22 protein-coding genes are annotated in these 20,788 nt (G+C 71.0%); 3 read left to right on the forward strand and 19 right to left on the reverse strand.

Annotated features, from left to right (window positions below):
* Positions 1 to 41: 41 nt before the first annotated feature.
* The 6 genes from mmuM to ACFT7S_RS02255 form a co-directional block, all read right to left on the reverse strand.
* A complete protein-coding gene (gene mmuM, locus ACFT7S_RS02230) occupies positions 42 to 989 on the reverse strand; it encodes a homocysteine S-methyltransferase (protein ID WP_382725720.1) in 948 nt (315 codons plus the stop codon).
* A gap of 73 nt (positions 990 to 1,062) precedes the next feature.
* Complete coding sequence (locus ACFT7S_RS02235; RefSeq protein ID WP_382725722.1) at positions 1,063 to 1,986, reverse strand: LLM class F420-dependent oxidoreductase; 924 nt, start codon at positions 1,984 to 1,986, stop codon at positions 1,063 to 1,065.
* Between the two features lie 83 nt (positions 1,987 to 2,069).
* Positions 2,070 to 2,588: a DUF6099 family protein gene (locus tag ACFT7S_RS02240; protein WP_382725725.1), complete on the reverse strand. Its 519-nt coding sequence runs from the start codon at positions 2,586 to 2,588 to the stop codon at positions 2,070 to 2,072.
* A gap of 124 nt (positions 2,589 to 2,712) precedes the next feature.
* Complete coding sequence (locus ACFT7S_RS02245; protein WP_382725728.1) at positions 2,713 to 3,072, reverse strand: nucleotide pyrophosphohydrolase; 360 nt, start codon at positions 3,070 to 3,072, stop codon at positions 2,713 to 2,715.
* A 94-nt stretch (positions 3,073 to 3,166) separates the two neighbouring features.
* Positions 3,167 to 3,562: a cell division protein SepF gene (locus tag ACFT7S_RS02250; protein WP_382725730.1), complete on the reverse strand. Its 396-nt coding sequence runs from the start codon at positions 3,560 to 3,562 to the stop codon at positions 3,167 to 3,169.
* Between the two features lie 116 nt (positions 3,563 to 3,678).
* The gene (locus ACFT7S_RS02255) at positions 3,679 to 4,479 is read right to left on the reverse strand and encodes a DeoR/GlpR family DNA-binding transcription regulator (RefSeq protein ID WP_382725732.1); all 801 of its coding nucleotides are present in this window, start codon (positions 4,477 to 4,479) and stop codon (positions 3,679 to 3,681) included.
* Between the two features lie 203 nt (positions 4,480 to 4,682).
* On the opposite strand from ACFT7S_RS02255, the gene ACFT7S_RS02260 reads away from it, so the two are divergent.
* A complete protein-coding gene (locus ACFT7S_RS02260; RefSeq protein ID WP_382725735.1) occupies positions 4,683 to 5,567 on the forward strand; it encodes an SIS domain-containing protein in 885 nt (294 codons plus the stop codon).
* Positions 5,568 to 5,671: 104 nt separating this feature from the next.
* Here the strand turns inward: ACFT7S_RS02260 and ACFT7S_RS02265 are convergent, their stop codons facing one another.
* The 9 genes from ACFT7S_RS02265 to ACFT7S_RS02305 all read right to left on the reverse strand — a co-directional run bounded on the left by ACFT7S_RS02265 (position 5,672) and on the right by ACFT7S_RS02305 (position 14,094).
* Positions 5,672 to 6,235, reverse strand: coding sequence for a hypothetical protein (locus tag ACFT7S_RS02265; protein WP_382725736.1), 564 nt, complete (start codon positions 6,233 to 6,235; stop codon positions 5,672 to 5,674).
* A 94-nt stretch (positions 6,236 to 6,329) separates the two neighbouring features.
* A complete protein-coding gene (locus ACFT7S_RS02270) occupies positions 6,330 to 7,394 on the reverse strand; it encodes a FecCD family ABC transporter permease (RefSeq protein WP_382725739.1) in 1,065 nt (354 codons plus the stop codon).
* The gene (locus ACFT7S_RS02275) at positions 7,391 to 8,428 is read right to left on the reverse strand and encodes a FecCD family ABC transporter permease (RefSeq protein ID WP_382725742.1); all 1,038 of its coding nucleotides are present in this window, start codon (positions 8,426 to 8,428) and stop codon (positions 7,391 to 7,393) included. The genes ACFT7S_RS02270 and ACFT7S_RS02275 overlap by 4 nt, the downstream gene beginning before the upstream one ends.
* A 19-nt stretch (positions 8,429 to 8,447) precedes the next feature.
* Entirely contained in the window at positions 8,448 to 9,494 is a 1,047-nt protein-coding gene (locus ACFT7S_RS02280; protein ID WP_382725745.1) for an iron-siderophore ABC transporter substrate-binding protein, read from the reverse strand.
* Between the two features lie 149 nt (positions 9,495 to 9,643).
* Complete coding sequence (locus ACFT7S_RS02285) at positions 9,644 to 10,579, reverse strand: amino acid ABC transporter permease (protein ID WP_382725748.1); 936 nt, start codon at positions 10,577 to 10,579, stop codon at positions 9,644 to 9,646.
* Positions 10,576 to 11,241 carry an amino acid ABC transporter permease gene (locus tag ACFT7S_RS02290; protein WP_382725751.1) on the reverse strand — a complete coding sequence of 222 codons (666 nt, stop codon included), beginning with the start codon at positions 11,239 to 11,241 and terminating at the stop codon, positions 10,576 to 10,578. The genes ACFT7S_RS02285 and ACFT7S_RS02290 overlap by 4 nt, the downstream gene beginning before the upstream one ends.
* Before the next feature lie 108 nt (positions 11,242 to 11,349).
* A complete protein-coding gene (locus ACFT7S_RS02295) occupies positions 11,350 to 12,201 on the reverse strand; it encodes a glutamate ABC transporter substrate-binding protein (protein WP_382725754.1) in 852 nt (283 codons plus the stop codon).
* Between the two features lie 59 nt (positions 12,202 to 12,260).
* Positions 12,261 to 13,040: an amino acid ABC transporter ATP-binding protein gene (locus tag ACFT7S_RS02300; RefSeq protein ID WP_382725757.1), complete on the reverse strand. Its 780-nt coding sequence runs from the start codon at positions 13,038 to 13,040 to the stop codon at positions 12,261 to 12,263.
* 73 nt (positions 13,041 to 13,113) lie between these two features.
* Complete coding sequence (locus tag ACFT7S_RS02305; RefSeq protein WP_382725904.1) at positions 13,114 to 14,094, reverse strand: GlxA family transcriptional regulator; 981 nt, start codon at positions 14,092 to 14,094, stop codon at positions 13,114 to 13,116.
* Between the two features lie 121 nt (positions 14,095 to 14,215).
* Here ACFT7S_RS02305 and ACFT7S_RS02310 point away from each other — a divergent pair, with 121 nt between their 5' ends.
* Positions 14,216 to 15,148 (forward strand): NADP-dependent oxidoreductase, encoded by a 933-nt coding sequence (locus tag ACFT7S_RS02310; protein WP_382725760.1) that lies wholly within the window; start codon positions 14,216 to 14,218, stop codon positions 15,146 to 15,148.
* 24 nt (positions 15,149 to 15,172) lie between these two features.
* On the opposite strand, the gene ACFT7S_RS02315 is transcribed toward ACFT7S_RS02310, so the two are convergent.
* Positions 15,173 to 15,469 (reverse strand): hypothetical protein, encoded by a 297-nt coding sequence (locus ACFT7S_RS02315; RefSeq protein ID WP_382725763.1) that lies wholly within the window; start codon positions 15,467 to 15,469, stop codon positions 15,173 to 15,175.
* Positions 15,470 to 15,674: 205 nt separating this feature from the next.
* Here ACFT7S_RS02315 and rpmF point away from each other — a divergent pair, with 205 nt between their 5' ends.
* On the forward strand, positions 15,675 to 15,845 hold the full coding sequence (rpmF, locus tag ACFT7S_RS02320; protein WP_382725765.1) for a 50S ribosomal protein L32: 171 nt from the start codon (positions 15,675 to 15,677) through the stop codon (positions 15,843 to 15,845).
* A 128-nt stretch (positions 15,846 to 15,973) separates the two neighbouring features.
* Here the strand turns inward: rpmF and ACFT7S_RS02325 are convergent, their stop codons facing one another.
* Genes ACFT7S_RS02325 through ACFT7S_RS02335 form a run of 3 tightly spaced genes read right to left on the reverse strand, consistent with a single transcriptional unit; the run spans position 15,974 to position 20,783 of the window.
* Positions 15,974 to 17,737 carry an ABC transporter ATP-binding protein gene (locus tag ACFT7S_RS02325; protein ID WP_382725768.1) on the reverse strand — a complete coding sequence of 588 codons (1,764 nt, stop codon included), beginning with the start codon at positions 17,735 to 17,737 and terminating at the stop codon, positions 15,974 to 15,976.
* Entirely contained in the window at positions 17,734 to 19,473 is a 1,740-nt protein-coding gene (locus ACFT7S_RS02330) for an ABC transporter ATP-binding protein/permease (RefSeq protein ID WP_382725771.1), read from the reverse strand. The genes ACFT7S_RS02325 and ACFT7S_RS02330 overlap by 4 nt, the downstream gene beginning before the upstream one ends.
* Positions 19,470 to 20,783: a nitroreductase gene (locus ACFT7S_RS02335; RefSeq protein ID WP_382725774.1), complete on the reverse strand. Its 1,314-nt coding sequence runs from the start codon at positions 20,781 to 20,783 to the stop codon at positions 19,470 to 19,472. The genes ACFT7S_RS02330 and ACFT7S_RS02335 overlap by 4 nt, the downstream gene beginning before the upstream one ends.
* Between the last annotated feature and the right edge of the window lie 5 nt (positions 20,784 to 20,788).

Below are 20,788 nucleotides of genomic sequence, written 5' to 3' on the forward strand. Positions count from 1 at the left end.
GTCCGAGTATGGCCCCGTCACCCCGCTCCCACCAGGCAATTTCATGCTGTCAGTAGCTCTGCCAACTCCCCGATCCGCGCGGGTCCGATGCGGCAGCACCCCCCGACCAGCCGCGCCCCTGCCTCCTGCCACGCCCGCACCCGCCCGGCGTCGAAGGTGCTGTCCCCCGCCCACGCCCGGCGCTCGGCATCCCATCTCTCGCCGCTGTTCGGATAGACGACGACCGGCTTGCCCGTGACGGCTGCCGCCGTCCCCACCACACGGTCCGCGTCGGCCGGATCGCAGCAGTTGACCCCGACGGCCACCACCTGCCCGTTCCCCGCGGCCACCCCGAACGCCTCCGCCAGGGGCTGCCCGGCCCTGGTCCGCTCCCCCGCCACGCTGTACGAGAGCCACACGGGCAGCCCGAACTCCCCTGCCACCCGCAGCAGGGCCTCCGCCTCGTCCATGTCCGGCACCGTCTCCAGCGCCAGCACATCGGGCCGCGCCGCGGCCAGCGCCGCCACCCGGGGCCGGTGGAAGCGCTCCAACTCCCTTACCGAGAGCCCGTAGCGGCCCCGGTACTCGCTGCCGTCCGCGAGCATCGCCCCGTACGGACCGACCGAGGCGGCGACCCAGATCTGCCGCCCGGCTCCCGCTCCGGCCCGCCGGGCCAGCTCCACACTGTCGGCCAGCAGCTCCGCGGCGCGGACCCGTCCGATCCCGTGCCGCTCGAATCCTTCGAACGTCGCCTGGTAGCTGGCGGTGATGAGCACCTGTGCGCCCGCCCGGACATAGGCGGTGTGCGCGGCCTCGATCTGGTGGGGCGCGTCGGCCAGCAGGCGGGCCGACCAGAGCGCGTCCGACAGATCGCAGCCCTGGGCCTCCAGCTGGTTGGAGAGCCCGCCGTCGAGCAGGACGGTCCCTTCGGCGAGTGCGGCGCCGAGCGTGCGAACCGGTGGGCCCTGTGCGGGACCTGCTGAGACGTGCGGGGGCCGGTCGGGCTCCATGCGTGCTCTCCTCCTCATCCTGGGGAGTCCTGGGGAGGGCGGGCCCCTCGCGGGGGCCGGTCCTCCCGTTCCGTCAGGCCAGCTGTGACTGGACCTGGGACGAGATCAGTTCCAGATGGTCGAGGTCGTCCAGGTCCAGGACCTGGAGGTAGACCCGGGACGATCCGATCGCGCCGTACCGGCCGATCTTGTCGACCACCTCCGCGGGCGAGCCCGCAAGACCGTTCGCCTTGAGCTCCTCGACCTCCCGGCCGATGGCGGCGGCCCGTCGCGCGACCTCCGCGTCGTCCTTGCCCACGCAGACCACCAGGGCGTTGGAGTACACCAGCTCGTCCGATCCCCGGCCGACCGCCTTCGCCGCCTCCCTGACCCGGCCGAACTGCTTCTCGCTGTCCTCCAGCGAGGCGAATGGGATGTTGAACTCGTCCGCGTACTGCGCGGCGAGCCTCGGGGTGCGGGTCGCCCCGTGTCCGCCGATCAGGACCGGCACCTTGGCCTGGGCCGGCTTGGGCAGCGCGGGCGAGTCGGTCAGCTGGTAATACGTGCCGTCGTAGCTGAACGTCTTCCCCGGCTCGGTCGCCCAGAGGCCGCTGACGATCGCCAGCTGCTCCTCCAGCCGACCGAACTTCTCCTTGGGGAACGGAATTCCGTACGCCTTGTGCTCCGCCTCGAACCAGCCCGCACCCAGACCCAGTTCGACGCGTCCGCCGGACATCTGGTCGACCTGCGCGACCTGGATGGCCAGCACGCCCGGCAGCCGGAACGTGCCCGCCGTCATCAACGTCCCGAGCCGGATGCGCTTGGTCTCGCGCGCCAGCCCGGCCAGGGTGATCCAGGCATCGGTCGGGCCGGGAAGTCCGTCGCCCGATCCCATGTGGAGGTAGTGGTCGGAGCGGTAGAAGGCGTCGAAGCCGAGGTCCTCAGCGGCCTTGGCCACGGTGAGCAGAGTGCCGTAGCTCGCCCCTTGCTGGGGCTCGGTGAAGATTCGAAGATCCATGCATCCATCCTGCACCTTCGAACACCGGCCGTCCCAGCTCCTCCGCCCCGGCCCGGCCGCGCACATTCCCGCCTCATGGCGGGTCATGGCGGGCCCGTCGCCGAGCCCGCCGGACCATGGAGCACCCCGAACGGACCGTCGTGCTCGCGCTCCCACTCCGCCTCCCGCTCCGCGAGCCGTCTCAGCATGCCGTGCACCCTGTCGACCGACTCGTCAGCGGCGTCTATCGCCTCGATGCACTGCCAGTAGAGCCCCTCCTCGTCGGTGTCGCAGGCGACCCCGACCAGCGCGATCCCCACCTCGCCGAGCAGGGCCACCAGCGCCGTCAACGACCGCTGCACATCGGTGACTTCGGAGAGCTGCGAGGCCCGCGTCCCACCCGCGAGCACCATCGGGTGATCGAGCGCCGAGCCGCCCCGCCCCCCGGCCTCGCTGAGACCGCGCGCCTCGCCGCGTAACTCCACGGGCCCGCTCAGGACCAGCCGGCTGCCGACCGTCCTGGCGAGCGCCTGGGCCTGCCACGCCTCCGCCATCACGTTCAACGCGCCCCGGCTCTCGGCCAGAGCTCGGCGGCCGGCCTCGATCAGTCGCTCCGCTTCCATGTCATTCCCCCGTCTGTACGAAAACCCGGTCACCTCTTTCATTACCCACAGTGAGGTGGCGAGCACCGAAAGAACAGAGGAATTCGGAAATCTGTGGACACAGAATCGACTGTGGACAACTCGATCACTCCGAAGAGTGACCATTCTCGGATTCCGGGCGCTCCGGGACCGGGAAGCGCACCTCATTCCGGTCGATCTTGGCCGCCAGGGCGGTCAGCGGATCGATGCCCAGCACCTCGCAGAACTGCAGCAGATACGCGAGCACGTCCGCGACCTCGTCGGCGACGCGATGCGCCGTTTCCGGTTTCTCCATCACGCGCGCCGACTGCTCCGGCGTCAGCCACTGGAAGATCTCGACCAGTTCGGACGCCTCGACACTGAGCGCCGCCACCAGGTTCTTCGGGGTGTGGTACTGCTCCCAGTCGCGTGCCGCGGCGAACGCGGCCAGCCGCCGCTGAAGTCCTGCTACATCGAATTCCGTCACGGCCCCAGGTCTACCACCGCGGCTCCGGGCGCCTCACGGGCCTGCGGCACTGCCGCACGACCGTCCCCACATCGTGGGGCGCCCGACGCTCTGCCTACGCGTGGGGAACGCCCGCCGCCGCGACTCCTTCGACCTCCATGCCGACCGGTGCCAGCAGGAACACATTGCGGTCGACCCGGTGCATCGCACTGCCGAGCCCGAAGACCACGCCACTGCTGAAATCGAGGATGCGCTTGGCCACGTCGGTCTCGGCCGCGGTCAGATCCAGCAGCACCGGAATCTGCGCGACCAGATACTCCGCTACTTCGCGGGCATCCGCGAATACCTGCACCCGCAGCACGACGAGCCGCCGCTGCTCGGCCACCGGCTCGTCCGGGACCGTGCGGTGGTCGACCCGCGAAGGCCACTCGTTGCGGCCGCGCAGCGGCACGACCTGGGCGAGCCCTTCCCACTGTTCGTCGGTGGCGTCGTACCTGTCGTACCTGCTCACAGGGCCACCCCGTCCGTACGCCGGTTGACTGTGTGCCGGCTGCACTCACTGTTCATCAGGCAAGTCTCCCGCCTCTCACCCGTTCGGCGTACCAGCGACACGGGCACAGTGACGACTCAGACCGCGATGACAGTGACTCCCGCCTCGGTGAAGCGGGCCGTCGCCTCTGGCGTGATGTCGGAGTCGGTCACCAGCACGTCGACCTGTCCGAGGTCACAGACGCGGGCGAAGGCCCGCTTGCCGATCTTCGAGGAGTCCGCCGCGACGACCACGCGCTGCGCCCGCTCGGCGAGCAGCCTGTTGATGCTGGCCTCGCCCTCGTGATGGACGTACGCCCCACGCTCGATGTCGATCGCGTTCACGCCCAGTACGGCGATGTCCAGGGTGATCTCGCTCATCACGCCGCTGGCCAGCGGGCCCGTCAGCTCGTACGACTGCGGCCTGGCCACCCCACCGGTCACCACCAGTTTGATCTGGGGCCGGATCACCAGTTCATTGGCGATGTTCAGTGCGTTGGTCACGACGGTCAGCGTCGGCTGGCCGCCCGCCGACGCCCCCGTCTCGCCCACGATGTCCGGGCGCAGGGCCAGCGCCCTGGCCACCTCGGTCAGCGTGGTGCCGCCGGTCAGACCCACCACTTCGCCCACGGCCACCAGTTCGGAGGCGGCGCGGCCGATGGCCTGCTTCTCCGGCGCGTGCCGTCCGGCCTTGTAGCGCAGCGCCAGTTCGTAGGAGACGCCGTGGGCGACGGCGCCGCCGCGGGTCCGGGTGAGCAGGTGCTGCTCGGCGAGCTGATCCAGATCGCGGCGAATGGTCGCCGCCGACACGTCCAGGGCCGCTGCGGCGTCCTCGACCTCCACCCGGCCGTTCTTTCCGACCAGTTCCAGCAATGCGTCCCACCGGGCGTCCCTGGCCACGAGTGTGCTCCTCACCTGTCCTGCCTGCGGCACCACGTTTCCCGGGAACGCGGTCGCCGGGCGCCGGACAGCGCAAGCGTCGCACAGGCCGTCCGCGACCCGTTCCCCCCACCACCGCATGCTTGTTTTTGCTCGATGCGAGCCTGTAACGTGCAAATTCAAGCATGATGATCCTCGTTCACCCACCACCAGATGGAGCAGACGTGTCCTTTGCAGCGAGCGAGACAGCCAGCCAGCCCGCATGCTGGCGCCGCGCCGCAGAACTGGCGGGTGACCGGGCGGGCGCCCTGCCCGCCACCGGCGAACGCATCGCGGTCGTCGGCTGCGGCACCTCCTTCTACATGGCACAGGCCTACGCCTCGCTCCGCGAGGACGCCGGTCAGGGCGAGTCCCATGCCTTCGCCGCCTCGGAGTTCCCCTTCGGGCGCAGCTACGACCGGGTCGTCGCGCTCACCCGCTCGGGGACGACGACCGAGGTGCTGGAACTGCTCACCCGGCTCAGTGGCACCACCCGCACCGTCGCCATCACGGCGGACCCGGCCACTCCGGTCATGACGGCCGCCGACGACGTCGTCGTACTCGACTTCGCCGACGAACAGTCCGTCGTGCAGACCCGGTTCGCGACCACCGTACTCACCCTGCTCCGCGCCCACCTCGGGCTGCACACGGAGCAGGCGCTACGGGACGCGGAGACGGCGCTCGCCGAGCCGCTGCCCGAAGGGCTCCTGGACTGCACGCAGTTCACGTTCCTGGGCCGGGGCTGGACCGTGGGTCTCGCCAACGAGGCGGCGCTGAAGATGAAGGAGGCGTCCCTGTCCTGGACGGAGTCGTACCCGGCGATGGAGTACCGCCACGGCCCCATCAGCATCTCCACCACCGGGACCGCCACCTGGATGTTCGGTTCCGCTCCCGAGGGCCTGGCGCAGCAGGTGCTCGACACCGGCGCGCGCTGGATCGACAGCGACCTCGACCCGCTGGCCGACCTCGTGCGCGTACAGCGCCTGGCGATCGCCCGGGCGCTCGCGGGCGGGCTGGACCCGGACCTCCCCCGGCACCTGACGCGCTCGGTGGTCCTCAGCCAGGGCTGAGCCTGCCGGACGCCGGGCCGGGGCGGTCCGGACATCAAAAAGAATGCGGGGTGGGAGGGCAGACCAACTGCCCTCCCACCCCGCACACGGTCGGCCCCCGCGGGTCAGGATTCCTCGAAGTAGGCGTCCAGCGCCGCGTCGAGCTGCGCGGGCCACTCCTTGAGGGCGCTCCGAGTGGCGGCCTCGACCTCGGCGTTGAACCAACGGCGGCTCGACACGTGGACGGTGACGGTGAACCGGCGCCCGAAGCGGGCGGTCTTCACCTCGACCGCGCCGATCTCGTCCCAGGTGAACTCGGCCTCCTGGTCGTCCAGGCGGAACCGTACGCCCGCACGGTCGGCCCTGATGGAACCGCGACGGTCACTGACCTCGAAGACGGGACCGTCGTCCTCGTCCGGGCGCTCCGCCGCGTCCGGCTCGGCGGCATCGTCGGCTTCCGCTTCCGGTTCGGCTTCCGCATCCGGTTCCGCATCGGCTTCCGGTTCCGCCTCCGCTTCGGCCGCCTTGTCCGCCGGCCCGGCAACGTCGGCATCCTCGGCAGGGGAGTCGGCCGGCTCCACGTCTTCCTCCGTCCGCGCCGCGACAGGGGCCGTGAGGCCGGGGATGTACGCCGGGTCGGTGCCTGCGGCGAACTCGGGTTTTGTCTTCGAATCTATGCGCTGCTCCACGGCGGGCAGTATGGACGACGAACCTGTACGAGGCCAGTGGCGACCACCGGCTGGCGATGCGGAAGCCAGTGAGGTGACCGGAAAGGTCCAGGCACTAGAGCACGCCCCTCCTCCATTCGCGGGTCAGCAGGTAGCCGAGGTACGCGCCGCCGATGGCCATCGTGTAGATGCCGACGGGGAGGTTGTCGAAGAGGGGCAGTTGCTGGGCGGCGAGATCGGCCAGTACGAGCAGCAGCGAGCCGGTCACCGCGGACAGCAGGAGATGGGGCCCGGACACCCTGGTGATGCGTTTGGCGATCTGAGCGGCGGTCAGCGAGATGAAGGCGATGGGGCCTGCCACGCTGACGGCACCCGCGCAGAGGACGATCGCGAGGACCACGGCGAGGGTCTTGGTCTTCTGCGGCTCGGAGCCGAGACCCGCGGCGATGTCGTCGCCCATCTCGCCGATGTCGAGCCGTCGGGCGATCAGCGCGCACAGCGGGGCCGCGACGAGCAGCACCAGCCAGATCGTGCCCGCGTCGTCCCAGGATCTCGCGGAGAGGCTGCCGTTGACGTAGGCCGCGAGGACGGCCGCCCGGTCCCGCTCCATCGCGTAGACGACGTACTGCGTGACCGCTGTGCAGATCGCCGCCACGCCGATTCCCGCGACGACGAGCCGGGCGGGGTTGCGGAAGCCGGTGCCGGTGGACACATGGACCAGCACCATGGCGAGCACCCCGCCGAGGAGGGCCCCCAGGGACACGGGCACGGTGTCCGGCAGCATGAGGGCCACGATGGCGGCGCCCGCGCCCGCCCCGGACCCGAGCCCGATCACGTCGGGGCTGCCGAGCGGGTTACGGGTCACGGACTGGAACAGCGCCCCGGACAGGCCCAGCGCCGCTCCCGTACCGAGGGCGACGACGAGCCGGGGGCCGCGCAGCCGTTCCAGTACGAACGCGTCCTTGCCCTCCGCTCCGCCCGTGAGCGCCCCGGCCAGGTCGGCGAGCGGGATGCCGAGCCGGCCGAGCGACAGCGTGGCGATCGCGGCGCCTGCCGTGAGGAGCAGGAGGACGAGCGCGGTGATGACCGACACCCGCCGGACGGGCACTGCGACGGTGCGTCCGAGGGTGAGGAAGCCCCGTGGTGAGGCGGTCCGGAATCCCGCCTGGTCCGCCGTCATGTGCTTCCCCTCATTCTGCGTACGGCAAGGAGCAGCGCTGGCGCTCCGATGAACGCGGTCACGACGCCGACCATCAGTTCCTGCGGGCGCAGGACGATACGGCCCACCACATCCGCTGCGAGCAGCAGCGCGGGCCCGGCGATGGCCGAGAACGCGATCTGGACGCGGAAGTCCACGCCGACCAGGGCGCGTACGACGTGCGGAACGGCCAGGCCGACGAAGGCGATGGGGCCGACGGCCGCCGTCGCCGCAGCGCTCAGCAGCGTGGCCGCGAAGAGCCCGCCGGCCCGCACCCGTGCGGGATGCGCGCCGAGCGAGGCCGCGGTGGCGTCGCCGAGGGCCAGCGTGTTGAGGCTGGGTCCGAGCACGAGGGCGATGACGAATCCGACCGCCGCGAACGGCAGGACCGCCATGAAGACGTCGAAGTCCCGCCCGCCGAGCGCGCCGACGACCCAGTAGCGGTAGCTGTCGAACACCTTGGGCCTGCCCAGGGTGACGGCCTGGATGTACGCCATGAGCACGGCGGAGAGGACGGCGCCCGCCAGGACCAGGCGCACCAGTCCTGTGCTCGCTCCGGAGGAGCCGATGACGTGCACGAGCACTCCGGCGATCAGCGCTCCGGGCAGGGCCCACCACATCGTGGCGGTGCTGCCGGTGGCCCCGAAGAAGGCCGTCGCGGTGACGATGCTCGCCGAGGCGCCCGCGTTGATGCCGAGAAGTCCGGGATCGGCGAGCGGGTTACGGCTGACGCCCTGCATCAGGGTGCCCGCGACAGCGAGACAGAGCCCGGCCAGCACACCGAGGGCGGTCCGCGGATAGCGGCTCTCGATGATGGTGGTGATGTTGGGGTCGGCGGTGCCGGAGAGGACGTCGATGACGTCGCCGAACGAGGTCGACCTGCTGCCGAACATGACACTCGCGCACACGGCGAGCGCCAGGACGGCCATTCCGACGATCAGGGTCAACGCACGCCGAGCGGCGCCGGTACGCGAGGTACCTGCGCCGCTCGGCGGTGCGTGTGCGGTGGTAGTCATACGGGATGCCTGTGGTGAGTTACTTGCCCGCGGCGGCGACGGCCTTGTCGATCAGCGGGAGGTAACGGTCGATCACCCACGGAACGGTGAGCGGGTTGATGATCGAGGAGGCGGTGACGAAGGGGTTGTCGTTACTGGCGACGACCGCCCCCTTCTTGACCGCCGGGATCGCGGCGTACAGCGGCTGCGCCTCGATCTCCTTGCGGCTCTTGTCGTCCATGTAGAACGTGAAGACGAGGTCGCTGTCCTTCAGCTTCTCGGCGTTCTCCAGGCCGATGAGCGCCGAGTCGGTGCCCTCGGTCTCCTTGAAGGTGTTCACCACCGGGTCGACGGTCAGTCCGAGGGACGAGACCATCGAGACGCGCTGTTCCCCGGGCTTGAACACGCCGAGGGTGCCGGGGCCGGTGTTGTAGATGTACGAGAACGTGACGTCCTTGTAGTTCGGCCGGGTGGCCGCGGCGTCGGCGAACTGCTTCTCGATCTTCGTCTTGAGACCCTTGGCGTCGTCGGTCTGGCCGAGGGCCTTGCCGATGATGTCGATCTGCTGGTCCCAGTCGGTGCTCCACGCCTGGTCGGGGTAGGCCACGGTCGGGGCGATGTCCTTGAGGATGTCGTACTGCTCCTGCGTGACACCCGACCACGGGGCGAGGATGACGTCCGGCTCGAGCTCGGTGATGGCCTCGATATCGATGTCCTCGCCGCCCGTGAACTGCTTGGGCAGCTTGTCGCCCGACTTCTTCACGGCCTCGTTGATCCACGGGAGGTAGCCGCTCTTGTCGCTGCCCCACTCGTAGCTCTCTGTGCCCACGGGAGTGTGGCCGAGCGCGATCGCCGTCTCGGCGGAACCCTGGCCGAGGGTGACGATCCGTTCGGGCTTCGCGTCGATCGTCGCGGTACCGAGGGCACTCTTGATCGAGACGGGGAAGCTTCCCCCGCCCTTCGCCGAGGACTCCGTCTTCTTCTCGTCGTCACTGCCGGACGAGCAGCCGCCCAGGACGAGCGCGAGAGCGGCGGCGGTGGCCGAGGCTGCGATGGTGTGACGACGCAGGCGGGTGGACCCGAGCATTGGTGTTCCTCATGATTGGCGAGCGGTGAGAGTTAGGCAAGCCTAAGCTAATCACGTTTCGCCATTCCGCCGGGGTCCCGTTACCGAAAATCCACCGAGCGCAGCCAGGAGGCTGCCGCACACCGCCGGTGCCGCTCCTGCCGAGGGGCCTACTTCTTACCGCCCTCGGAACCGCCTCCGATGCCGCCCTTGCCGCCCGGCACGATGTGCTCGCCCGGAGTCGCCAGTTCCTCGACGGCCTCGGCCCCCACCACCGCTCCGGTCGACTTCTTGCCGCGCCGCAGCCTGCCCTCCAGCCGGCTCGCGAAGGTGGTGAGGGCGAAGTTGATCACGACGAAGATCACCGCGACGACCGTGAAGCTCGCGATGGTGTTGGCCCCGTAGTTGGCGCTCATCGGGCGCACCGAGGCCAGCAGTTCCGAGAAGCCGAGCATCGCGCCGCCGAGCGCCGTGTCCTTGACGATGACCACCAGTTGGCTGACGAGCGCCGGCAGCATCGCGGTGACGGACTGCGGCAGCAGCACGTGCAGCATCGTCTGCCCCTTGCGCATCCCGATCGCCTGGGCGGCATCGGTCTGGCCCCGCGGCAGGGACAGGATTCCGGCGCGCACCACCTCGGCGAGCACCGAGGCGTTGTAGAGCACGAGCCCGGTGACCACCGCGTACAACGGGCGGGTTTCGGGGCTGATGTCGGTGAACTCGGAGAACGCGGAGTTGGCGAAGAGCATCAGGATCAGTACGGGAATGGCGCGGAAGAACTCCACGATCGTGCCGGCCGTGCCCCGCACCCACCGGTGGTCGGAGAGCCGGGAGATGCCGAGGAGCGCGCCGAGGGGCAGGGCGATGACCATGGAGAGGGAGGCCGCGAGGACGGTGTTCTGCAGGCCCGGCAGGATGTACGTGCTCCAGGCGCGGGAGTCGGTGAAGAACGGCCTCCACTTGGCCCATTCCAGCTGGTTCTTGTCGTCGAGACTCCTGTACACCCACCAGACGAGCAGGGCGATGGCCACCAGGAACACCAGCGTGTACAGGAGGTTGCGCCGCTTGGCGCGTGGCCCCGGGGCGTCGTACAGGGGAGGGGTCATCGCCGCACCGAGACCTTCTTGCTCACCCAGCCGAGGAAGAGCCCGGTGGGCAGGGTGAGGCAGACGAAACCGGCCGCGAAGACAGCCGAGATGAGGATGAGCTGGGCCTCGTTCTCGATCATCTCCCGCATCAGCGCCGCGGCTTCGGCGACCCCGATCGCGGCGGATACCGTGGTGTTCTTGGTCAGCGCGATCAGGACGTTCGCCAGGGGCCCGACCACGGAACGGAACGCCTGCGGGAGGACGACCAGGCGCAGCGTCTGGGTAAAGCTCAGCCCGATGGCACGCGCCGCCTCGATCTGACCCACGGGCACGGTGTTGATGCCGGACCGCAGCGCCTCGCAGACGAACGCGGCGGTGTACGCGGTCAGACCGAGCACGGCGAGCCGGAAGTTGATGGCCGTGAAGTCCTCCGCGCCGAGGCTGACACCGAGCGTCTGGAAGAGCCCGAGCGAGGTGAAGATGATGATCACCGTGAGCGGGATGTTCCGCACGATGTTGACGTAGGCGGTGCCGAAGCCGCGCATCAGGGGCACGGGGCTGACCCGCATCGCCGCCAGGACCGTGCCCCAGACGAGGGAGCCTGCGGCGGAGTAGAGGGTGAGCTGAACCGTCACCCAGAAGGCCCCCAACAGGTCATAGCCTTCAAGGAAGTCGAACACGATGTCCCGCGCTTTCGCGTGTGGGGAGGGCCCGGTGCGCCGCCGACGCGGCGGCGCACCTCATCGCCCAACTGCCGGAATCGCCCAACTGCCGGACCTCGAACGGTGCTACTGGACGACGTTGCCGATCTTCGGCGCGGGCTCGTTCTTGTAATCGGCCGGGCCGAAGTTCTTCTCGACGTACGCGTCCCAGGAGCCGTCGGAGACCATCTTCTCCAGGGCCGTGTTGATCTCGGCCTTGAGTTCGCTGCCCTGCTGGACACCGATGCCGTAGTTCTCGTTGCTCAGCTTGAAGCCGCCCAGCTTGAACTTGCCCTTGAACTCGTCCTGCGCGGCGTACCCGGCGAGGATCGAGTCATCGGTGGTCAGCGCGTCGATGACCCCGTTCTCCAGGCCGGTCAGGCACTCCGAGTAGCCGCCGTACTCCTGGAGTTGCGCCTTGGGCGCGATCTCGTCCTTGACGTTCTGCGCCGAGGTCGAGCCGGTGACCGAGCAGAGCTTCTTGTTGTTCAGGTCCTCGGGCTCCTTGATGGAGTCGTCGTCGGCCCGGACCAGGACGTCCTGGTGCGCGAGCAGATACGGACCGGCGAAGTCGACCTTCTTCTCGCGCTCGTCGTTGATCGAGTACGAAGCCGCGATGAAGTCGACGTCGCCGCGCTGGAGCAGCGTCTCGCGGTCGGCGCTCTTGGCTTCCTTCCACTTGATGTCGCCCGGCGCGAAGCCGAGCTCCTTGGCCACATAGGTCGCCACATCGACGTCGAAGCCCGTGTACGTGCCATCCGGGGTCTTCAGACCGATGCCGGGCTGGTCGAATTTGATGCCGATGGTGATCGTGTCGGCGCTGCTCCCGGAACCACTGCCCGCGCCGAAGGCCTGGGCCCCTCCGGAGCCGACGGTCACGGTCGTCAGGGAGAGCGCGAGCGCGGCGGCGGCCGCTGCGGTTGTCCTGCGAACGTTCATGGTGATCATCCCTGGGGATCTCGGTGGGGCCTCGACGAGCGGCCGGTTCCCGGGCCCGCTCAGTGCTTGAGGATCTTCGACAGGAAGTCTCTGGCCCGGTCACTGCGCGGGTCGCTGAAGAACTGCGCGGGCGTCGCCTCCTCCACGATCCGCCCGTCGGCCATGAAGACCACACGGTTGGCCGCCGACCGGGCGAAGCCCATCTCGTGGGTGACGACGGCCATGGTCATGCCGTCCCTGGCGAGCTGCTGCATGACCTCCAGCACCTCGTTGATCATCTCCGGGTCGAGTGCGGAGGTCGGCTCGTCGAAGAGCATGACCTTCGGGTCCATCGCCAGGGCTCTGGCGATGGCCACGCGCTGCTGCTGACCGCCCGAGAGCTGCGCGGGGTATTTGTCCGCCTGCGAGGCCACGCCGACGCGTTCCAGGAGCGAGCGCGCTCGCTCCTCGGCTGCGCGCTTGCCCTTCTTACGGACCTTGAGCTGGCCCAGAGTGATGTTCTGGAGCACAGTTTTATGGGCGAAGAGGTTGAACGACTGAAAGACCATGCCCACATCGGCCCGCAGTGCGGCCAGCTCACGGCCCTCGGCGGGAAGTGCCTTGCCGTCGATGAAGATCTCGCCCGAGTCGATGGTCTCCAGGCGGTTGATCGCCCGGCACAGCGTGGACTTCCCGCCTCCGGAGGGGCCGATGACGACGACCACTTCGCCCCGGCCGATGGTGAGGTCGATGTCCTGGAGCACGTGCAGCGCGCCGAAGTGCTTGTTGACGTTGCTCAGTACGACCAGGGCATCGGTACTGCCCGGCCCTTCACGTCTCGTACCCGCTGAACGGCTCATCTGCTTCATCGTCCGCCGTCCGCGGGCACGCCGCACTCCGGGGGGAAGGCCGGCGAAGCGAGTGTGACGGTCTTCAGGCGCTCGCGGCCGGTGCGGGGCGTCCGACGCGGAACGTCTGACGGTAGACCGAGGGCGGCACACCGATGCCGGCGACGAGGTGCTGCCGCAGGGAGGCAGCGGTCCCGAAGCCCGCCTCTTCGGCGACCCGGTCGACCGGCAGATCGGTCGTCTCCAGCAGCCGTCGCGCCCGCTCGACGCGCTGCTGGGCCAGCCACTGCCCGGGCGTCATCCCCACCTCGTCGCGGAAGCGGCGCGAGAACGTCCGTACGCTCATGCGCGCGTGGCCCGCCAGCTCGGAAAGCTGGAGAGGGCGGTGGAGCTCGCCCAGCGCCCACGCGCGGGTCGCCGAGGTGGTGGCCGCCGCGAGCTCGGGGACCGGCCGTTCGATGAACTGCGCCTGCCCGCCGTCGCGCCACGGGGGTACGACGCAGAGCCGCGCCACCCGGTTGGCGACCTCGCTGCCGTGGTCCCGGCGCACCAGGTGCATGCACAGGTCCACCCCGGCGGCGACCCCTGCCGCGGTGAGCACGTCGCCGTCGTCGACGAACAGCACGTCCGGGTCGACCCGGACCAGGGGGAACATCCGCTGGAACTGCTCCGCCTCGTTCCAGTGGGTGGTCGCGGGGCGGCCGTCGAGCAGTCCCGCGGATGCCAGGACGTACGAGGCGGTACAGATCGACACGATCCGCGCACCCGGACGGAGTCGACGAAGCGCCTCGGCCAGCGGGGCGGGCAGCCAGTCGCGCTCGCCGTCGGGCCCGCAGGCGAACGGCGGGATCACCAGGGTGTCCGCCGTCGCGATCGCCTCGGCCCCGCGCTCGACACCGACGGTGAAGTCTGCGCTCGACCGGACCGGGCCGCCGTCCAGACCGCAGGTGACCACCTCGTACAACGGTTGCCCGTCGCCGCCGACAGCGGTCCCGAAGATCCGTACCGGGATGCTCAGCTCGAACGGATAGACACCCTCAAGGGCCAGTACGACGACGCGATGCATGGCCAGATCCTTCCACATGATGGCCATCCGGACACTCGAAGCTGCCGGGCCGCTGCCGCAGGGTTGGTCCGACAGCCACCACTCACCCCGTACACACTCACCTCGCACAAGGGAGCAGCACATGCGCGCCATCGGTCAGGATTCACTCGGCGGACCCGAGGTGCTGAAGCTCATCGAGGTGGACCGTCCCGAACCCGGCCCCTCGGAAGTCCTCGTCCGCGTCCACGCTGCCGGCGTCAATCCGACCGACTGGTGGCACCGCTCCACGGGCGGCCTGCTCGGCGTGCCCGTCCGGCTGGGCTGGGACGTCTCGGGCACCGTCGAGGCGGTCGGCCTCGGAGTGACCATGTACCAGCCCGGCGACGAGGTGTACGGGATGCCGCGCCTCCCCCAGCCCGCGGGGACGTACGCGGAGTACGTCACCTCTCCCGCCCGGCATCTGGCCCGCAAGCCGCGCACCCTCTCCCATGTGGAGGCCGCGGCGCTCCCCGTGGCCGCGCTCACCAGCCTGCAGTCCCTCATGGACACCGCCGCCGTGCGCCCCGGCCAGCGGGTCCTCGTCCACGCTGCGGCGGGCGGCGTGGGCCACCTCGCCGTCCAGATCGCGAAGTCCCTGGGCGCCCATGTCATCGGCACGGCCAGCGCCGCCAAGCACGATTTCGTACGGTCCCTGGGCGCCGACGAGGTCATCGACTACACGACGACCGACTTCGCCACGGCGGCCCGGGACATCGACGTGGTGATCGACACCATCGGCGGGGACTACGGCCCCCGCTCCCTGCGCACCCTGCGGCCCGGCGGCATGGTCGTCTCCCTCGCCTCCCCGGCGGAGGCCCGACTCGCCGATGTGGCGGCCGAGTCGGGCCTGCGGGCGGGCTTCACCATCGTGGAGCCGGACCATGCCGGACTGAAGGCGCTCGCGGAACTCGCCGACGCGGGCGGGCTGCGGCCTCACATCGCGGCGGTACTGCCCCTGGCGGACGCGGCCAAGGCCCATGAGCTCGGGGAGTCGGGCCGTACGACCGGCAAGCTCGTCCTCAGCGTCGTGGAGTGACCCACGCGCGCGGCGGGCGCCGGGTCAGTGGTCGTCCCAGTGCCCGTCGTGCACAGCGTGCCGGTGACCGTCGTGCACATAGTCGGTGTGGCCGTCGTGCGGGACGGCGACATGGCCGCAACCCTCACCGTGCTGGTGCGCGTGGTTCTCGTGGGCGGCGTGCGCACCGGTCACGCATTCGTCCACGTGGCCTTCGTGGACGCGGTGTACGTGGCCGTCGTGCGCGTAGTCCACATGGTCACCGTGCGAGAAGGCGACATGGCCGCAGCCCTCGCCGTGCTGATGCGCGTGGTCGGTATGAGGAGCGTGTGCAGTAGTCATGACTCTCTCCGCCTTCAGGGCCCCTTGGTCATTCCGGGGCCGCTTCCGAGGTCAGCCGCACGCTGTGCATTTGCGCCACTGACTCATTTTCCTCCCCAACGAGCCGATACGCGATGGCGTCACGAGTCAGGCCACTTGGTAATGGAATCCATTTCCATGTAGCGTTCGGAGCCGTTCATTCACCGAGGAACACGAGGAGCGAGTCATGGCTGTCCCGAAGCGGAAGATGTCCCGCAGCAACACCCGTCACCGCCGGGCGCAGTGGAAGGCCACCCCACCGCAGCTGGTGCCGATCACCGTCGACGGAGCGGTGTACCGCGTACCGCAGCGGCTGGCCAAGGCGTACGAGCGCGGTCTGCTTCGCCCGGAGGGCTGAAGGCCGTGACGGACGACCGACTGCCGGTCACCGTGCTGTCCGGCTTCCTCGGCGCGGGCAGGAACGACGGGTCCTGTAGGTCCGGCGCGCTCCCCCGCGCCGGGCCTACAGGCATGTTCGCGCCGGACCTACAGGGATGTTCCGGCCCGCCCCGGGACCACGGCCTCCGCGAAAGCGCCTCCCTGGGAGACGAGTTGCTCCCAGGTTCCTTCCTGGACGATGCGTCCCGCGTCGAGGACGGCGATGCGGTCGGCCCGTCGGATCGTCGCCGGGCGGTGGGCGATCCAGATGGTCGTACGGGTGCAGGACGCCGCCGCCAGCGCCGTGGCGAGTTCGGCGTCTCCGGCCGTGTCGAGGTGAGCGGTGGTCTCGTCGAGGACCAGGACGCGGGGGTCGGCGAGCAGGGCGCGTGCCAGGGAGATCCGGGCGCGCTGGCCGCCGGAGAGTGTCGTGCCGCGTTCCGCGACATGCAGGTCCACGCTCTCCACGAAGCGGTCGATGCCGCAGCGGCGGACCACCTCGGCCACCTCGCTGTCGCTCGCGTCCGGCGCGCCGAGGCGGAGGTTGTCCGCGAGGGTGCCGTGGAAGAGGGGCGTCTCCTGGCCGACCACGGCGACCGCTCCGCGCAGCTCGGCTTCCGCCAGGTCCCGCAGGTCGACCGGTACGGAGCCGTCGGCGGGCAGCAGTTCGACCGTGCCCGCGGAAGGGTCCCAGAAGCGGGCGAGCAGATGGGCGCAGGTGGACTTGCCGGCCCCGGAGACGCCCACGAGGGCCACGGTCTCCCCGGCCCGTACGGTCAGGTCGATGCCGTCGAGGACACTCCGCCCGCCGTAGTCGAAGCGGACGCCGCGCAGTCGCACACCCAGTGGGCCGCCGGGAACGGGCCTCGGCGCGAGAGGTTCCACGGCGCCCGCCGGAGCCGTGATGGCCGCCCCGACCCGGGCGGCGGCCGGCCGCAGCCCACCGGCCTGGCCCAGCGCCGCCGCCGCGTCGGCGGCGGGCGCGAGGGTGCCGAGTGCCAGGGCCATGGCGGCCGGGGCCCAGGCCCCGTCGAGCCGCCCGGTGGCGACCGCCTGCGCTGCGATCGCCACGACCCCCGTCACCGCCGCGACCACCAGCGCGTCGCGGACGGCCGCGGCTGCCGCCTCCCATGACTGCTCGGCCCGCTGTGCGTCGGCCAGCCCCCGGCCCGCCTCGGCCAGTCGCGCACGCCTGGCGCGCAGGGCGCCGAAGCCGAGCAGTTCACGCAGTCCGTCCACGGTCTGTACGGCCTCCGCCGAGAGTTCGGCGGCCGCTGTACGGGTCCGGGCTCCCCGGCGCGTCCTCCCCCGTCCCTCCAGCAACGGGGCGAGGACGAGGAGTACCGCGACCGGGAGCACCGCGATCAGCATCCGTGGCTCCACGACCGCCAGCGCGGCGGCGCCCGCACCGAACACCGTTGCCGAAGCCGCGAGTTGGGCGATCGCGTGAGCGTAGAAGAACTCCAGGGCCTCGACGTCCCCCATCGCCGTCGCCGCCAGGTCGCCGCTGCGCCTGCCGCCGATCCGGGCCGGTGCGCTGCGGGCGAGCCCGTCGAAGATCCGTACCCGCAGCACGGCCAGGACCCGGTAGGCGAGATCGTGGCTCAGGTCCATCTCCCGCCAGGTGGCGAGCGCCTTGACGAGGACGAGCACGATCAGCGCCGCCACGGTGACACCGGACGGAGCGTGCCCCTCGATGACGGCGGCGCCGACCGTGTGGGCGGCCAGCGTCACCAGGGCGACGAGTGCTGCCTGGTCGGTGAGTGCGGCGGCGCAGGTGCGCGCCACCATGAGCCGGTGCGCGCCGAGCGCGGGCAGCAGGCCCCGGAGGGCGCCGCGCGCGTCGCGCTCCTCGGCGTGAAGGGTCGTCATGCCGCTCGTCCCGCTTCCTTCGTTCGTCCGGCCTCGACCAGTGCCGCGTAGAGCCCGTTCTCGGCCATGAGGGTGGTGTGGTCGCCGATGGCCCGTACCCGTCCGCCGTCGAGGACGACGATGCGGTCCGCGTGGCGTACGGCGTCCAGGCGGTGGGCGATGACGAGGCAGGTACGTCCGCGCGCGGCCTGTGCCAGGGCCTCGCCGATCCGGGCCTCTCCGCGTTCGTCCACCGCGCTGGTCGCCTCGTCGAGGACGAGGACGCGTGCGTCGGCGAGCAGGGCGCGGGCGAGGGCCAGGCGCTGGCGCTGACCGCCGGACAGGGTGGCGCCCCGCTCGCCCAGCACGGTCAGATAGCCGTCCGGCATGGCGGCGATCTCGTCGTCGATGCCCGCGGCGCGCGTGGCACCGCGCAGCTCGCCCTCGGTTGCGTCGGGGCGGGCCAGCCGGAGGTTGTCCGCGACGGTGGCGTGGAAGAAGTACGTCTCCTGCGAGACGACGGCGATGCCCCGACGCAGGGAATCCAGGGCGTACCGCGCCGCCGGGACACCGTCGACGAGCACCTGGCCGTCTCCGGGGTCGTGGTGGCGGGCCAGCAGGGACAGGAGGGTCGACTTTCCCGCCCCGGAGGGCCCGACCACGGCGGTCGTACGTCCGGCCGCCGCCGTGAACGTCACCCCGGCCAGTGCGGGCCGCGCGGCCCCCGCGTACTGGAACGTCACGTCGTCGAACGCGATCTCCGGCCCGGTGGACCAGTCAGCCCGGTGGCGGCCTTCGTCCGGTACACCGCCCCGGGCGGTGCGCAGGGTGGCGATCCCGTCCGCTGCAGAGACCCCGAGGTATCCCGCGTGCCACTCCCTGGAAAGGTCGCGTACCGGGCGGAAGCACTCCGAGGCCAGCATCAACAGCAGATAGGTGCCTGTCGCCGTCGTGTGCCCGGACGCGGCGGAGGCGCAGGCCACCAGGGCGGCTGCGACCGTCCCGCCCTGGATCGCCAGATCGGTGAGACCTGTGTCGACGAGGGAGACGCGCAGTTTGGCGACAGTGGCGCGGTGGAGGGCGTCCGAGCGGTGTTCCAGCCGCGCCCGGGTCCGTCCGACCGCTCCGGCCGCGCGCAGGGCGGGCATGCCCTGGAGGGCTTCGAGGTAGTCGGCGGCCAGGGTCTCGTACGACTCCCAGTGCTCGCGCCCTCGGCGTTCCAGCAGCCGGTCCCACCAGCGGGGGGCCAGCAGTGCCAGAAGCAACGCGGGTACGAGGGCCAGGAGTGCGTACGGGGCGAGGGCGGCCACGGCGATCAGCAGCAGCGGCGGGACGGCGCAGGTGATGAGGAGTTGGGGCAGATAGCGGGAGACGTACGCGTCCACTCCTTCGACGCCGTCGACGAGTGTGGCGCGTACGGCGCCGACGCGCGCGCCCTGGACATGGGAGGGGCCCAGCCGGCCCAGGTGTTCCATCAGCACGTCGCGCAGACCGACGCGTACGCGAGATCCGGCGTTCACGGCGGTGCGCCGCTGCCACCAGCTCAGGCCCGCGCGGGCCACGACGGCCAACAGCACCCCGGCCAGCAGCGCGGGCAAGTGCCGGGTGTCGCCGCGGGCGATGGCGGAGAGCGCGACGGCGAGAAGCACCGCCTGCGCGAGGTGCGTCAGGGCCACCGCGCCGAGCAGTGCGGTGGCGCCGAGCAGCGCGCCGCGCGCCGCGCGGGCGGCGCGTGTCAGCTCCGGGTGAAGCATCACGGCTGATCCCCTCTTCCCAGGGCGAGTCCATGGACGATCCAGTCGCGGCCGGGTGGGCCACCAAGTGCGGCACCGAGGTCGGCCCGCTGCCAGGAACCGAGCGGACGTGACGTCAGATTCAGTTCGATGGCCGCGAGTTGGGCGAGGCCGACGGCGTATCCGGTGGCCAGGTGATCGCGGCGAATCCGTTGCGCGTCCGCATCCTCGGGACACCCGTACGCGAGGAGCACGGCCCCCGCCTCCGCGATCCAGCCCTGGCCCGCGGCCCAGGCCGCGAGCGTCGGGCGGGCCTCGCCGGACGCCAGTGGGTGAAGAGTCGGACGGTGCGGTCGGTTGCCGTCGGGTGCGAGGTGCAGCAGACCGGGGTGCGCACCGCCGGTGGCGACGCACCACCGGGGTCCTGTGGGCAGTGCCCCGACCGCGCGGGCCAGGACATGGGCGAGGTCCTCGGGTGACGGTGCGCCGCTCAGCGGCGGTGGAGCGCTGCGCCGGGACATCAGGGTCCTGTCGGGTACGCGTACCTTCGGCGTCGTCCACTCCCCCGGCCGTGCCGCCGAAGCGGTGGCTTCCAGAGCGCGCCAGGTCCGCTCCAGCGCGGGGGACGTCGCCTCGGTTCCGGGGTCCGGCTGCGGGGCCGCCCCGGGCGGACACGTCGCCCAGCGTGCGAGGGCGGCCCCGGAGTCCCCGTTCTCCGGGCCGATGAGGACTGCGGCGAGGGGGTGTTGGGGTGTGGTCCCGGGCCAGGTCCGCTGCCACAGCCTGGGGTCGGGCAGGCCCGCAGCTGCCGACAGGAGGGCGCCGTCCGTGTCCAGGCTCATGCCGGCCGCGCCGGCCGACACCAGTGCGGCGACGGCGTGACCGGCGTCCAGGAGCAGCAGCGGCAGCGCGCGGTGCCCGTAGTGCGAGACGGTGCGCCGGGCGGTCACCGTGAGGACGACGAGGGTGCCGGCCGGCGGGTCGGCCGGGGCGGGGCCGCGCCGGTGCACCCGGTGACGTACCGCGTCGTAGGCGTAGCGTCCGGGCGGCAGCGCACCCGAAGCGCCCACCAGGAGATGGGCGTCCACGGGGCACAGCCCGCCCGCCGAAGGCGCGGGCCGCAGCCGCCCGTTGCCCGCCTCGGTCGGGGTGACGGCGAGCGAATGGCGCAGGACACGGTCGAGGTCCGGTGCGGTGCGGGCGGTGAGCGGCGTCGCCCGCCCGGTCCAGCGGGGGAAGGACCCGGCCGGGATGTCCGGGCCGGGCGGCGCGCCGGACCGGGCGAGCGCGAGAGCCGCGCGAGCCGTGTCGTCCGTGGTGGGTGGTGCGAGCACGTCGT

Source organism: Streptomyces sp. NPDC057136 (assembly GCF_042670885.1).
Lineage (GTDB): Bacteria > Actinomycetota > Actinomycetes > Streptomycetales > Streptomycetaceae > Streptomyces.

What these genes read in the sequence shown, in the direction of transcription:
- mmuM (WP_382725720.1), bottom strand. Translation starts at nt 989, where the DNA reads ATGGAGCCCGACCGGCCCCCGCACGTCTCAGCAGGTCCCGCACAGGGC.
- ACFT7S_RS02235 (WP_382725722.1), bottom strand. Translation starts at nt 1,986, where the DNA reads ATGGATCTTCGAATCTTCACCGAGCCCCAGCAAGGGGCGAGCTACGGC.
- ACFT7S_RS02240 (WP_382725725.1), bottom strand. Translation starts at nt 2,588, where the DNA reads ATGGAAGCGGAGCGACTGATCGAGGCCGGCCGCCGAGCTCTGGCCGAG.
- ACFT7S_RS02270 (WP_382725739.1), bottom strand. Translation starts at nt 7,394, where the DNA reads ATGACGGCGGACCAGGCGGGATTCCGGACCGCCTCACCACGGGGCTTC.
- ACFT7S_RS02275 (WP_382725742.1), bottom strand. Translation starts at nt 8,428, where the DNA reads ATGACTACCACCGCACACGCACCGCCGAGCGGCGCAGGTACCTCGCGT.
- ACFT7S_RS02280 (WP_382725745.1), bottom strand. Translation starts at nt 9,494, where the DNA reads ATGCTCGGGTCCACCCGCCTGCGTCGTCACACCATCGCAGCCTCGGCC.
- ACFT7S_RS02285 (WP_382725748.1), bottom strand. Translation starts at nt 10,579, where the DNA reads ATGACCCCTCCCCTGTACGACGCCCCGGGGCCACGCGCCAAGCGGCGC.
- ACFT7S_RS02295 (WP_382725754.1), bottom strand. Translation starts at nt 12,201, where the DNA reads ATGAACGTTCGCAGGACAACCGCAGCGGCCGCCGCCGCGCTCGCGCTC.
- ACFT7S_RS02300 (WP_382725757.1), bottom strand. Translation starts at nt 13,040, where the DNA reads ATGAGCCGTTCAGCGGGTACGAGACGTGAAGGGCCGGGCAGTACCGAT.
- ACFT7S_RS02305 (WP_382725904.1), bottom strand. Translation starts at nt 14,094, where the DNA reads ATGCATCGCGTCGTCGTACTGGCCCTTGAGGGTGTCTATCCGTTCGAG.
- ACFT7S_RS02310 (WP_382725760.1), top strand. Translation starts at nt 14,216, where the DNA reads ATGCGCGCCATCGGTCAGGATTCACTCGGCGGACCCGAGGTGCTGAAG.
- ACFT7S_RS02315 (WP_382725763.1), bottom strand. Translation starts at nt 15,469, where the DNA reads ATGACTACTGCACACGCTCCTCATACCGACCACGCGCATCAGCACGGC.
- rpmF (WP_382725765.1), top strand. Translation starts at nt 15,675, where the DNA reads ATGGCTGTCCCGAAGCGGAAGATGTCCCGCAGCAACACCCGTCACCGC.
- ACFT7S_RS02325 (WP_382725768.1), bottom strand. Translation starts at nt 17,737, where the DNA reads ATGACGACCCTTCACGCCGAGGAGCGCGACGCGCGCGGCGCCCTCCGG.